This window comes from Pseudomonas sp. R37(2017) (genome assembly GCF_002113375.1).
In the GTDB taxonomy this organism is placed as follows: Bacteria; Pseudomonadota; Gammaproteobacteria; order Pseudomonadales; family Pseudomonadaceae; genus Aquipseudomonas.
The window spans coordinates 277,203-290,169 of sequence record NZ_NEHO01000006.1; the positions used below are offsets into that span (position 1 = coordinate 277,203).

The window sequence follows — 12,967 nt, forward strand, 5'->3', positions numbered from 1 at the left end:
ATCTGTAGGAGCGAGCACGCTCGCGATGGTCGTTAACGATAACGCGTGTTTACTGGTTGAACGCGGCGCTATTGAGTCCATCGCGAGCATGCTCGCTCCTACAGGGCCTGAGACAGTCTGTAGCTCGGATCTGACAACCGTTCATCGCTGAACTACGCTGCGTACGCACCCTCGATTTGAATTTTGTGAAGCAAGGATCTGACACATGCGGAGCAGGCTGCTCGCTGTATTGTTTACCGTTTTCGGGATGTTTTGGTCGATGCAACTGTGGGCCGAGGACGCGCCGAAGGTGGTCGATGCTCCCGCTGAATTGAAAGTCGCCAACCGCAGCATCATGGTGTTCCGCGCCGCTCTGCTCGGTGAAGCGCCGGCGTCACGGGTCAAACGGGCGAAAGCGGTGATCGGCGAGGCGCTGGATGACGCGGACGACCTCACTGTCACCCTCGACCCGATCATGAAAAGCTACATGGTGCTGCTGGGCAGCCGGCGTGCCTTCATCGTTTCGCCCAGGGACTTCGACGAAACCGAATTCGACTCGGTACAGCAGGCCGCCGAAGCCGCGGCCGAGAAGCTGCGCCAGGTCGTGGCCGAAACCCGGGAAGCCCGCAGCCTGCGGTTGATCCTGCGCGCGGTGGTCGCCGCGTTGATCGCCACCGGCATCTACATCGCGCTGCTGTTCGGCATGTCGTACCTGCGGCGCAGGGTGTTGAACAAACTGCCCGAACTGATGCATCGGCACACCAGGGCGCTGAAAGTCGGACGGGTTGCGCTGGTCGATGCCAGTTACCTGTATCCGTTGGTCAGCCGGCTGCTGGAGCTGGTGCGCTGGATTGTCGTTTTGCTGCTGACCTACGAATGGCTGGGCTTTGTCCTGTCGCGCTTTCCCTATACCCGGCCCTGGGGCGAAAGCCTCAATAACAATCTGCTGGAGCTCGGCGACTATCTGCTGCAAGGGATCGTCGGTGCCATACCCGGGCTGTGTGTGGCGCTGGCGATCTTCTTTATCGCCCGCGGCGCAACCGTGTTCATGCGGCGGATACTGCGGCGCATGGCTGCACCGGGCACCTTCAACTGGCTGAACCATGAAACCCTGCAACCGACCCAGCGCCTGGCGTCCCTGGCGATCTGGCTGTTCGCCCTGGCCATGGCCTATCCGTACCTGCCGGGCGCCGATACCGATGCCTTCAAGGGCTTGTCGGTATTGATCGGCCTGATGATTTCCCTGGGCGCCACCAGCGTGGTCGGTCAGGCGGCGGCGGGATTGATCCTGACCTACACCCGAACCCTGCGCCCCGGCGAGTTTGTGCGCATTGGCGACTACGAAGGCACGGTGACCGAACTGGGCATGTTCACCACCAGCATTCGCACCGGTCTGGGCGAAGTGCTGACCCTGCCCAACTCGATGATCACCGGCACCGTCACCAAGAACTACTCGCGGGTGGTGCAAGGCCCCGGTTACGTGGTCGATACCGTCGTGACCATCGGCTACGACACGCCTTGGCGGCAGGTGGAGGCAATGTTGCTGGAGGCTGCGAAACGCACGCCGGGGGTGCTAGAAGTGCCACCGCCCCAGGTGTTTCAGACGGCATTGTCGGATTTCTACCCGGAATACCGGCTGGTGGCCCAGGCCATTCCCAGCCAGCCACGACCGCGCGCTGTGCTGCTGAGCATGCTGCACGCCAACATCCAGGATGTGTTCAACGAGTACGGCGTGCAGATCATGTCGCCGCACTACCTGGGCGATCCGCAACAAGAGAAATGGGTGCCCAGGGACCAGTGGTACCCGGCCCCGGCACAAGAGCCGAAGGAGTCCTGAGTTCTTGCGCGGGGAAAGGCACACTTGAGCACCGGGTATCAGGCTCGATGCCAGGGTGGAGGACATTGCTGAAAGGCCGTTGAGCGACCGACAAGGCCGCTCAGTTATAGCGCTGTTAAAAAAGAATGTAGGCGGATGCGGTCGTCTGGTTCAGGTCGATCTCTCCGACCTCCAGAACTTCGTATTCAGCGCGCAGGCCGATGTTGCGGAAGACATCGAGCTCCATGCCGACACCATAGGTCAGGTCAACCCCGGTATCGTCATCGGTGGCGTTGCCGTCGGCGTCCCAGGCGTGAGCACCGACACTGCCGAATACCCGCAACCGATCACCCAGCGGAAAGCCGATATGGGCGGCAGCCTGGGCCGACTTGCCTTCGAAATCGATATTGTTGTCCTTGAATTGACCGAGATCGACGTAGGCCCCCTCGAAGGCCAGGTAGCTATTGACGCGATAGCCTGCATAAACCTTGTAGCTGGTGTCCTCGTCGTCCAGTCTGGATTCTTCGGTCTGTATGCTGCTTACGCCCGCTCCAAGATATAAACCTTTGTCATCAGCGAGCGCCTGAACAGACAGCAGCGATAGCAGTGAAGCGAAGCCAAGGTTTCGAAGTAGCATGTGTGGTGGAGTCCTTGTACAGGTTTATCTGGTGTTAGGTTTCGGCGAGCATTTGAGGGACCTGGAGGGGTTAATAGAAATCATTGATTGATATTTTTGAGTCGTAAGGCGCGATGTTTGCCGGACATTGAAAATAGCGTCTGGCCAGCGCCTGAACGGGCAGTGCCTTGGAGAACAACCAGCCTTGCGCCAATAGAACTCCCTCCGAAACCAGGTGCGGCAGTTGCTCGGCAGTCTCGACACCTTCGGCCACGACCTTGAGTCTTTGCGAGCAGGCCAGTCGGGCAATGTGTCGCCACAGGGCATCCTTGGCCGCGATCCTGTCGTCTGCGATGAACGAGCGATCTATTTTCAGAATGTCGAAAGGCACTGAATCCAGGAGCGAAAGGTTGGAATAGCCGATACCGAAGTCGTCCACGGCAATGCGATGACCGCATGCCCGAAGCCGTCGCAGTTGCATGGCGGCAGGCTTCTGATCGAGCATGGTTCTTTCGGTGACTTCAAAGACCATGGCTGACGCCGGCATGCAGTAGGTTGCCAGCACGCTGGCCACATAGTCTGGAAAGCTCGGGTCCTGAATATCCTGGGCGCAAAGATTGACCGTAATATAGAAGTCCTTGCAGGCCCAAAGGTAAGTGCTGTAATCCTCCGCCACTTGCCGAATCACCGAGCGCGTCAGTTTACGGATCAAGTCGGACTTCTCCGCCTCCGCAATGAAAAGCTCCGCAGGCACATGGGTGCCGTTGGTGTTCCAGTGTGAAAGTGATTCTGCGCCAACCAGGTAGCCCGTCGTCAAATTGACGATGGGTTGATAGTGAACGCCCAGCGTGTTGGCTTTCAGGGCTCGGCGAAGCCGCGCGGCAGTAGAGGTATAACGACGCTGGATACACCTTGCGAGCGAGAGCAGCATTGCGAACACGCAGCCAAGGCCAATGAATAATTTGAATTTGAGATCTGTCAGGGCGCTCAATGGAAGAGAAACAACCGAGATCAATTCATTCCGGTTGCCCGCAAAGGCGATGAGTACCTTGTCTGCCGTGGTCACCAGCTCTTCAAGGTGGAAGGGCTTGTGCATCGTCAGGGGCGTGGCGGCCGTCGATGCAATGGGAACTGCGCCGCCGGGACCGATCAGGTCCAGTTGCAGGTCCTCGGGAAGCTTCAAGTTGTCGAGCAGGATCTTCTTGTTTGCCCAGACGTAGGTCGATTGTTCCGACACGATGATAAAGTCGGTGTCCGCGGAAACTGCATGGCCGGAGTCGACCCAATAGGTTCGTTTTCCAACGGAAAAACTGCGCTTTTCGTTACTGGCCAGTATCGACGGGAGTTCTTGCCCGTAGGAGGAACAGATCTTGCCATTGGGCAACTGGATTGCCGCTTGATCGACAAAGCGCAGGTTTTTAACCAGATCGGCCAATTGGGAATATTGCTCGACGGAGCATTCATGACCCGAACGATCAAAATCGCCGAGAGTTCCCAGTACCTTGTCGATCTGCGCATTGGGCTCCACTTGAGCCGCACGCAGATCGGCATAAACGTTATTCAACTTCCGTGAAATCAATAGCTCTGCCATTCCTCCGGCACAGAACCATGCGGCCCAACCCGCTGCAGCAATCAGACTTATAGTGACTGCGTGCCTTCCAAGTAACGCTTTAAATGCGGCAACCATCGAAAAACCCCGAGGTATCAATATTTCACGGTGCACGGTTGTAGTCGTGGATGAGACGTTCTTCAGTACCAGTCAATGACCCAGGCCAACAGGATGCCGCTTGCGTAGACGGCCAGGCACAGTGCGATTTTCTGCTTGAGTGGCAGTGTGTTTATTCGATGATGCATGCTTATTTCCTTGAATGGGCAAATAAGCAATGTTGGGTACCTGTGCTTAATTAAAGGAAATTATTAATCATCATTTGCAGGGCTTGGATGAAGGCCCGTTAATCATGATTTCGCTCATCAGCGACCTGGTTGTAAATGAATGAGGTGATGTTCCAGGTTTTGCCTGAGTGACGCTTGGCCGTTTCCGACGGTGCTTCTCCGTAAGCTATCTGATAGGCCTTGGAGAATCGACCCAGGTGGTGAAAGTTCCAGAACATTGCGGTTTCCGTTACGGTAGGCCAGGTTTTATTGATCAGGTCGCGACGGGCACTTGCCAGTCTCAAGTTTCTGATGTAAGCGATTGGCGACATCCCGAACGTTTCAATAAAACCAAAATGCAGGGTGCGGGTAGTGGTTTGAAGCTGCCTTACCAGTGATTTTATGTTGAGTGTTTTTTTAATATTTTCATGAATGTACTCGATGGCTGCTATCGCCACTTTTCGTCTGGTCGGAACCTTGCGGTTGATGCCACCAGCGGGTGTCAACGACAGCAATAGAGAAGCCAGTACCGTACTTTCTATCATTGAACGTTGTGCGTCGCCGAATTGCGGTGATGCGCAATCGTTGATGTCGACGCAGGCAGCGCTGATGGCTTGAATGGCCAACTGTATGAGCTGAAAATTTTCAGCCTGAAAGCTGTGGTTTTTCCTGTTGGCAAGAATGTCGATGACGCAGTGCTTTTGGCGGCACCGGTCATAGTGCTCCAGCGTTGTGGTGATGGTGAAAAGCGTTTCGTTAGGTTCGCAGGTGTAATGCACCGATTCATCGCTGTGCAGCACGATGACTTCATTCGGACGTAGTTTGTGATTGTTTACGACGGGGCGCCCAATCGGCGCCTGCGAAATGGCGAACGTTACGAACCCGGCAGGAACGGAGCTGACCAGGGTGACGGAAGAGTCAAACTCAAGGCGACTGCACTGAAGCTCTGGGCTGTGGAAGAGTTTGTGTTGTCGAATGCGCGCCTCATGCTCAGTCGGGATCAGGCTCATTTCCCAATTGCCAATTGTTCTATTCAGTTGGCTCGGCAAGGCAGAAGACAAATGAAAGATTTCATCGGGCGGTGCAATACTCATGAAATTGAAAGCTCATCTGTTAAAAAAATAGGGTCAAGCCTGACGGGCAGTCATGGGGAAGATACGCGATCGGGCGTCCTTGCTGTCGGTGAGATCGACCCCAATGGCTTTGAATGGCTTGTCAGAGTTCGCGGATCAGTTCCAGTTCCGCCGAAAATGCGTACCTGCTGTCCGACGCTGAGTCGTCCATGCGTTGAACGTTGCGCGCGTCGATTGTCGTGTTGAAGATCTGCGATTGGGGTTTCATCGGGTCAATGGCTGCTGCTGTAAAGGAGTAAAAGTCGTCAATACGATAACCGGTTTTTACCTGATAGCCAGTTTTCACGGTACTTGGAGCCTTCTTGTTGGTTTCGACACTCGTCAATTTGGCACTGTAAACGCCCTTGTCGTCGGCCATGGCCTTGAGGGAAAGCAATAAACCAAACGACACGGTGACGAAATTTTTCAGTAGCATCGAGGCGATTCCTTATTAGCAGTTTGTTCAGGCAGAGCAGAATCTCAATTGCATCTCTGCCACGACTTGGGCTGAAAATAATCTCACCCCGGTAGCGCCTGCCAAAGTCAATAACTCATATTTGCGAGGTCGCCAGGATGTGGAAATACCCTTTGCCGCGATTTACGTCATGTGCGTCAGAGTAATATGAACGAACTGGCGTAACTCGTGCCGGTATCGGCTTGTGGAGGGGTTGAGAGAGGAAAGTCATCGTCCTGCTCGTCCGCGTGATACTCATTTTCGCTTTGGATTTTCAGATGCGATAGTTTCTGGCTGTCGTCCGGGTTTGTTTGAATTTCATAATATTCAATGGTCGTGCTTTCGACGGAGTGCTCATCGTGCGCTAACGCGCATGGAGACATCGCAGACAAAAATGCAACCGCCAGGAATCCGAAACTCGGCGATTTATGAGTTCGCAGGAAATGCATGGCTTTCACTTGATTCTCCTGAGTAGGGCATTGTCCCGGACGAGAATCAAGCAGGCTCGATTCCTAAGATTATCGGCGACGAATTTTGACAGGAGAGATGTTTGATTCAAATCAATAAGCGTTATTTTTGTTCGGGAGATTTGGTGTTGCGAGCCTGTGCCAAGCGGCTGTCCAATCGGTTCGGAATACCGGTCAATGGTTCATGCAGCGCAGGCGGCCAAGTTCATGTACGTAAAAGCACACGGCGCTTTTATCGTATGTCGGAATCAATTCGTAATTCAGGATGGCGCCTTCCTGCAAGACGTATTGACGTCTGAAAAACAGGTCGGGAGTCTTTTCAATGGCAAAAAGTTCATTGTCCTGGCTGAGTTTGATGTTGCTGACTTTGATTTCGACGTGTGTACTGCTTTCTCCGATTATATTCGCTGAAATGGTCGCATTGCGGATTTTCCCATTCAGACTTTCCAGAGTGGTTCCAGTGAGTCGACCATGCCCGATCGTGAGGTACTCTTCGGTATTGAGTTGGTTGAGATCCTCCAGCCATTGCCTTGCTTTTGTTTGATAACTGGTGTTTTCCATGTAATGCGATGGCGAGTAAAAGAGCGAAAAAACACACAGTGCATTGATCAAAGCAATGATCGGCCAGTGAACGGCTTGCGGGATTTCAAACTTCATAAGGTGACTTCCAGACATTGACGAATCATCAAGGCGAGGTCTCTTTCGCTGCTGTTCAATTGTAGATTTGCAGTGCTTTGGTCCGGGCGGATACAGGAAACGGAGTAATTGGTTTTATACAGGTTGATCCAGACCTGGCCCTTCAGGTTTGGCGATAACTGTTCAGTTTGTTTGACCGACAGCTCCATCAGTGCTTTTGCTTCGGCAAGATCGTTGCCCACGGCGTGTATGACCAATCCATTCCTGTCGATACTCGAAATTTCAATTTTTGGCGTGTCGAAGTCGAATTGAAAAACGGTAAAGGCTACGACTGCCAGCGTAACGATGTAAGCGAGCAGTTGAGCCTTTGTAATGCGGGTGGATCTGACCGTTTTGGCTGATGGTGGCAACGGTCCGTCAATACCAGGCGACACTGGTTGCGCAGGGCTGGGGGCGGGCGGCTGCGCAACTTCCTCTGTGGGTGCCGGTACATCTGCCGCCGCATCGACGATACAGTGCCGGTTGAAGCAATATCCCCGTCGAGGCACGGTCATCAGGATTTCGTGATCTCGCCCGTCATTAAGAATATTGCGTAGTGAGAAAACGGTTTGATTCAAACTGCCTGAGGCAACCACGCGGTCGTTCCAGGTGTAGTCGATGATTTCGTCGCGGCTTTTAGTGACGCCTGGCTCCATGAGCAGCAGGTGCAACAGGCGCGACTCCGCTCTACCCAGCGTGGAATTTTGCACATCTCCATGGGGTGTTGTAATGCAAAGCACGGCGCTGTCTGGATCGAATACGGCCACAGCGCCATTTTTCAGTTTGAAGGTGTAGCTCATGGAAATCTTCCGTTCAGGCGACTCTGGCCTGATTATAGGGACCGGATTTGGCACGGTACATTCTGGTCGGGGAGTGTGCGCAGATGTGGAGCCAGGCGGAAGGGGCACCGGGTATCACGGGACAATGCGGGGCGACTGGATTCAACGGCGTGCAGTGCGAAACAACACCTTGCCCGACATTGGTAGCAGTTGAATCGAACAAAGGAAAAGCATTGCCGGATTACCCATGGGTTCTGATTTGGACTCGATAATGATGCTTGCAACGGACTGACTGCGCTATCCGAAAACTGCAAGCTCGGGCTGCTGGCATTGCGCTGAGCCAAGGTCTGAGCCGGGTTGAGCCCACTGTTTCGTCAAGATATTAATTGTTACCTGAGTTGTTTGAGGTGCTCGGGATACCGATCAATGAGCGTGTTTGACGCGTCTGATACATGGGAAATTATTATTGATCCCAATTAGCTTTGAGTCGGGTTCATTACCGTTTTAAATGGATCTTGAGGAGCGTTGGCACAAATCTCGTTCATGGTTTGCCTGTCGTTATCAAACAATCCTCGCCTCTTGTTTCAAAAAACTTTGCCCCGCGTCCTCCCATGGCGGACGCGGGGTTTTTTTTGCATTAAGGATTACAGGGCATCGGAGCCTGCAGGTCGCTGTCTGGCGCTACAGACAATCCTGCGCGGCGCGCTCGAAACTCGATGGGTTGAAGGTCGAGGCCAGCCATTGGCGCTCGTAGAGATACACCTTGCCTCCATCCTGTGCCCAATGGGTTTGCAGCACCGTGTCGACGGCGATCCTGCTCGGAACGACCACCCGGTAGCTGCGTCCGCTCGCTGACACGACAGGGCTCATCTCTCTGTCCTTCAACTTGGGTACGAGGCAGTCGACATACTGCTCGGGCGATTTGTCCGTTTGCAACGTTGAAGTCGGGTTGTTCGGGGATGAGGCGCAACCGGCCAGGAGCCAGGCGGCAATCATCACGACAGGAACACATGCCAGGCGCATGGGTGCGGTCCTCGATTTCGATTCGGTTTGATTCGTTGCGTCATGCTCGAGAAAGTCGGCGAACGCATCAGCTCTTCGTTGCCACCGATCAAGGCAAAACGTCGTAGCCACGTTGTTGCAGGCAACTGCTGTAGACAGAATTGTTGGCGGCAAGGCTTTGCTCGCTTGCGGCAAGATTCTCTCGACGCGCCTGACGTTGCCTGGAGGCCCCCACGACGGCGCCGGCAGCCGCGGCGCTGTGCGCCCGGTTCTGGCGATAGTCTTGCTTGGTATCGTCGTCGATCTGGTCATAGACGTTTTCATGCTGACGGCCCCGGACTTCTGCCGCGGTCGCTCCGGCTACCGCAGCGGTTGCGGCGCCTTTCACACGACCGCCGGATGGCACCGTGCCTTGTACCGGATGTTGCGCGTTGGCCTGGGACTGGCAGGCGCTGGTGTCCTGCTGGATGGTCTGGGAGGTCTGACCCTTGAGCGGAACCACCGTCGCCGCCAGGGTGCTGGTGCTCAAGAGCAGCATAAGGACCGATAGGGTATGGGCCAGTATTTTCATCATTGAGTCTCACGTCAGGCGTTGGCACGGCTGACGGTTTGTCAGAGGGAAAACGCGACGCAGCGCCACTTTGAAACCCCATGCCGGTCTGCTTGCGATGGGGTTTGCACGAGCGTCAACGCTTGAGGATGAGGGCCTGCATATCGTCTGTCATGCCTTTGAGTGCAACCTTGAAGTCATTGGCAACAATGGGCTGCTCGGCATTTTCGAGTGTTGCGCCAAACACCTTGCGAACGATCTTCGCAACCGGCATACCGGTCTTGGCGTCGATCAGGTTGGCTTCGATGTACATCTCGGCGGTCTGGTCCCGATGGCCGGTGGCTGCTTGTGTTGCTCCGACTATTGCCCCGATTGGAACGGCTTCATACCAGTGCATGCCTTCGTTGTTGGCACTGACGTGAGTGATCGCGGCTTGCAGGATCAGCGAGCGCGAATCGGTCGGTGCCAGCTGCGGGTAAGAGACGATCGCATAGCGACGGGCAAAGGCGTTCTTGACACTGTCGCTGGCCATCAACTGCAAGTCTTTCAGTGTCTTCAGGCTGACGCGTTCGGTCGGCTGGGGTGCTGGATACAGCTCCATCTGCCTGAACACCACGGTGGAGTACGCGCGAGGATCGAACCCCGGCGATACCCAGCGCAATACCTTCTGCTCACTCGGAGTAGTCTGCTCCTCCAGACCCTGGTAATTGCCCAGGAAGCCCGAGTATTGGTCTTGCTGCGCGACTTTCGAGACACAGCCGACCTGGAATACACAGCTCAAAGCAATACCCACCATCCATTTTTTCGACATGCCCATGTATTTGGTTCTCAAGTGATGAAGTTGTCATTCGGGTTCCGGCCTGACTCCAGGCATTGGCCTGGGCGCCCTGTGTCCGGGCACTGTCATTCGCCGGTCGGTTACGCAAAGCAGGTGCTCGCACGCCGTTCAATGCGGGCCGAATGCTGCCCATGGCAGCGGGATAATCCGAATCAATAACCCTCAAAAACTGTCAAACACATGGCCAGGCAGGATTGCACATTGATTACTGTTGCCTACGCTATCGCTTTACAACGCGGTTTGGTGTCTAAAGGAGAGTGTGCATGGATGTGAAAGAACGCTGGATGGCTACCGCGTCGGCACTGGTCGTTGCGTTGGGCTTCATCCCGATGGCCCAGGCCGAAGATTCCGCAGAATTGGCGAAGAAAGCCCTCAATCCAGTCGCGGCAATGTACAGCCTGCCGGTCCAATACAACTGGGACCAGAAGATGGGGCCGACCGACGAGGGTATGCACAGCGTGACCAACATCCAGCCCGTGCTGCCGTTTGTCCTGAACGAAGACTGGAACCTGATCTCTCGCACCATTCTGCCGATCATCGACCAGCACGGCCTGGCCCCCAATGGCGCGGCTGACAAATCCGGCACAGGCGATATCACCCAGAGTTTTTTCTTTTCGCCGACGAAGCCCACGGACAGTGGCTGGATACTCGGCGCCGGGCCTGCGTTGTTGATACCGACGGGCAGTGACGAATTGCTCGGCAGTGAGCAATGGGGCCTCGGCCCGACGGCGGTGGCTCTTGAACAGTCGAATGGCTGGACCCGAGGCATACTGGCCAACCATATCTGGGGCCTGGACGATAGCCCGCCGGACGATAAGGAAAAGGTCAACCAGACCTTCCTGCAACCCTTTTTCTCGTATACCACCCATACACTGACGACCTACGGGGTGAACACCGAGTCGACCTACAATTGGCAATCGCGGGAATGGTCGGTACCGATCAACCTGACGGTCACCCAACTGTTGAAGATCGGCGGTCAACCGCTGACGGTGCAGGCCGGCCCGCGCTACTGGCTCGACAGCCCGGAAGACGGCCCGCAAGGGTGGGGCTTTCGCGCCGCCGTGACATTTCTGTTTCCGCGCTGAGGGGCTGCTGCGACATGCCGCCGGCGTGGTGGTGATGAACATCCCGACGGCATGATAGCGAGGAGGCACGACATGGAGCGATTCACCGGTGGTTGTCTGTGCGGCAAGGTGCGAATAGTCGCATCGGGGCGCCCGTTCCGGGTTGGCGTTTGTCACTGTCTCGACTGCCGCAAGCATCATGGGGCGCTGTTTCACGCGTCCGCGATATTCCACCAGGATGCCGTGACGATAGAAGGCGAAACACATGACTACGCAGGGCGGCATTTCTGTCCGCACTGCGGTTCATCCGTGTTCGCGCGCAGTGCCGACGAAATCGAAGTGAACCTCGGCTCACTGGATGCCCCGGACCAACTCACACCGACCTACGAGAGTTGGGTCGTGCGTCGCGAGGCCTGGTTACCGCCGTTTGCGCTCACGCGACGCTATGAACGCGATCGGGATTCCACGGGGCGTTTCGAGGAATAGCGGGCTGCTAGCGACGATAGTAGCGGCGATCGTCCTCATAGCGATATCGCATGGCCCGGTCCTGACGATGCTCCCAGTCACGATGGCGTTCGGCTTCCCGGCGGGCTTGCTCTCTGCGCCACTGTTCTCTACGCCAGTCGTCTCGGCGCCAATCGTCTCTGCGGTAGTGCCAATGGCCGTCATGCCAGTACCTGTCGTCATGGGCAAGCAAAGGCCCTGGCTGCTTGCCGGCCATATTGGCCAGGGTTGGCCAAGGGTTGCCGGCAGCCGGGATCGGAGATTGAACGACTGCGACTTCAGTGGCCAAGGCTGGGGTCGAGGTCTTCATCTGTGTTGCCGATGCCGAGCCCACTGCCGCGAACGCGAACAGGCCGAAGAGCACCATCCGTGCGTCATGGAATTTCATGAACGAAGACAACCTCTGATTGAAAATTGGACGTGTGGCCATCTTGCCGCGCGAAGCCTGCGGGATCGCGCTTGCTGAGCGGGTGTGGCTATCCACATAGACCGAAAAACAGGGAAAAGTTCTGGAGAGACACTGCTTAAATAGCCGACGACAGCAGTGTCCGGCCGCTTTGAGGTTTGCCGTTTCGATGAGCCAGAGGCGGGATGCGCGATAACGGGCTCCGCCAGGAACCCGTCTGGTGCACTGTACTGCGCAGAAAGATCAATGCAGCGAATCTTTAGCCGCTACTCAAGCAACTGATCGATCAACACCGCGTTGGTATAGATCAGGCTGCCATCACTCGCGCGGTGCCCGACCAGGTGAAACTGACCGCGGTCGTGCTGTAAATAGACTCGCATCTGGCAGTCGGACAAGGGCGCATATCCCTCGGGCATGATCAAATCCATCGAGTCCATATCGACATCGACCATGGCATCTCGCTCGTGGGTCTTTTGCAGGTGTTCTTCGGCCTCTTCCAGGCGGACATGCAGAGGTCCGTCGACGTAGAAATGGACTTCCCCCATCGGGGTGGACTTTTGGGCGCCGCTGGTTTTGCACCAGCCTTCGATCGTCAGGGCACTCATGACGGAACCTCCCATATGGATTGCCGGACTGTGTTTCTGTCGTCCCTGCTCAATGTCATCAGAAATAGAGTATAGCTGGCAACCGGAGCTTCCTTGCCAGCCTCACGGTACAAGCCGATGGCTCTATACTTCTTACTGACTTTAGCGCCCGGACGGGTGGTACTTGTCAGCCCTGCCTGGGCGTCAGAGGCGATGCTTCTTGCATAACCAATGAACTACAGGAATAGG

15 protein-coding genes are annotated in these 12,967 nt (G+C 55.6%); 3 read left to right on the forward strand and 12 right to left on the reverse strand.

The window, feature by feature from the left end; genetic code table 11:
* Positions 1-205: 205 nt before the first annotated feature.
* Positions 206-1,816 carry a mechanosensitive ion channel family protein gene (locus CAG47_RS13135; protein WP_085725283.1) on the forward strand — a complete coding sequence of 537 codons (1,611 nt, stop codon included), beginning with the start codon at positions 206-208 and terminating at the stop codon, positions 1,814-1,816.
* A gap of 115 nt (positions 1,817-1,931) precedes the next feature.
* On the opposite strand, the gene CAG47_RS13140 is transcribed toward CAG47_RS13135, so the two are convergent.
* The 10 genes from CAG47_RS13140 to CAG47_RS13185 form a co-directional block, all read right to left on the reverse strand.
* Positions 1,932-2,432, reverse strand: coding sequence for an outer membrane beta-barrel protein (locus CAG47_RS13140; protein ID WP_085725284.1), 501 nt, complete (start codon positions 2,430-2,432; stop codon positions 1,932-1,934).
* A 70-nt stretch (positions 2,433-2,502) separates the two neighbouring features.
* On the reverse strand, positions 2,503-4,098 hold the full coding sequence (locus CAG47_RS13145; RefSeq protein WP_085725285.1) for an EAL domain-containing protein: 1,596 nt from the start codon (positions 4,096-4,098) through the stop codon (positions 2,503-2,505).
* Between the two features lie 265 nt (positions 4,099-4,363).
* The gene (locus CAG47_RS13150) at positions 4,364-5,377 is read right to left on the reverse strand and encodes a helix-turn-helix domain-containing protein (RefSeq protein WP_085725286.1); all 1,014 of its coding nucleotides are present in this window, start codon (positions 5,375-5,377) and stop codon (positions 4,364-4,366) included.
* A gap of 121 nt (positions 5,378-5,498) precedes the next feature.
* Positions 5,499-5,831 (reverse strand): hypothetical protein, encoded by a 333-nt coding sequence (locus CAG47_RS13155; protein WP_085725287.1) that lies wholly within the window; start codon positions 5,829-5,831, stop codon positions 5,499-5,501.
* A 176-nt stretch (positions 5,832-6,007) separates the two neighbouring features.
* Positions 6,008-6,298, reverse strand: coding sequence for a hypothetical protein (locus CAG47_RS13160; RefSeq protein ID WP_085725327.1), 291 nt, complete (start codon positions 6,296-6,298; stop codon positions 6,008-6,010).
* Positions 6,299-6,490: 192 nt separating this feature from the next.
* Complete coding sequence (locus CAG47_RS13165; RefSeq protein ID WP_085725288.1) at positions 6,491-6,973, reverse strand: hypothetical protein; 483 nt, start codon at positions 6,971-6,973, stop codon at positions 6,491-6,493.
* A complete protein-coding gene (locus tag CAG47_RS13170) occupies positions 6,970-7,791 on the reverse strand; it encodes a transcriptional regulator (protein WP_085725289.1) in 822 nt (273 codons plus the stop codon). The genes CAG47_RS13165 and CAG47_RS13170 overlap by 4 nt, the downstream gene beginning before the upstream one ends.
* Positions 7,792-8,451: 660 nt before the next feature.
* The gene (locus CAG47_RS13175; protein WP_085725290.1) at positions 8,452-8,793 is read right to left on the reverse strand and encodes a hypothetical protein; all 342 of its coding nucleotides are present in this window, start codon (positions 8,791-8,793) and stop codon (positions 8,452-8,454) included.
* A gap of 88 nt (positions 8,794-8,881) precedes the next feature.
* The gene (locus tag CAG47_RS13180; protein ID WP_085725291.1) at positions 8,882-9,343 is read right to left on the reverse strand and encodes a YMGG-like glycine zipper-containing protein; all 462 of its coding nucleotides are present in this window, start codon (positions 9,341-9,343) and stop codon (positions 8,882-8,884) included.
* A 115-nt stretch (positions 9,344-9,458) separates the two neighbouring features.
* Positions 9,459-10,139, reverse strand: coding sequence for a DUF3313 domain-containing protein (locus tag CAG47_RS13185; RefSeq protein WP_085725292.1), 681 nt, complete (start codon positions 10,137-10,139; stop codon positions 9,459-9,461).
* Positions 10,140-10,423: 284 nt separating this feature from the next.
* On the opposite strand from CAG47_RS13185, the gene CAG47_RS13190 reads away from it, so the two are divergent.
* Entirely contained in the window at positions 10,424-11,245 is an 822-nt protein-coding gene (locus tag CAG47_RS13190; protein ID WP_085725293.1) for a hypothetical protein, read from the forward strand.
* Between the two features lie 72 nt (positions 11,246-11,317).
* The gene (locus CAG47_RS13195; protein WP_085725294.1) at positions 11,318-11,710 is read left to right on the forward strand and encodes a GFA family protein; all 393 of its coding nucleotides are present in this window, start codon (positions 11,318-11,320) and stop codon (positions 11,708-11,710) included.
* Positions 11,711-11,717: 7 nt separating this feature from the next.
* Here the strand turns inward: CAG47_RS13195 and CAG47_RS13200 are convergent, their stop codons facing one another.
* The gene (locus CAG47_RS13200; protein ID WP_085725328.1) at positions 11,718-12,116 is read right to left on the reverse strand and encodes a hypothetical protein; all 399 of its coding nucleotides are present in this window, start codon (positions 12,114-12,116) and stop codon (positions 11,718-11,720) included.
* Positions 12,117-12,400: 284 nt separating this feature from the next.
* Complete coding sequence (locus tag CAG47_RS13205; protein ID WP_085725295.1) at positions 12,401-12,739, reverse strand: hypothetical protein; 339 nt, start codon at positions 12,737-12,739, stop codon at positions 12,401-12,403.
* Positions 12,740-12,967 lie beyond the last annotated feature (228 nt).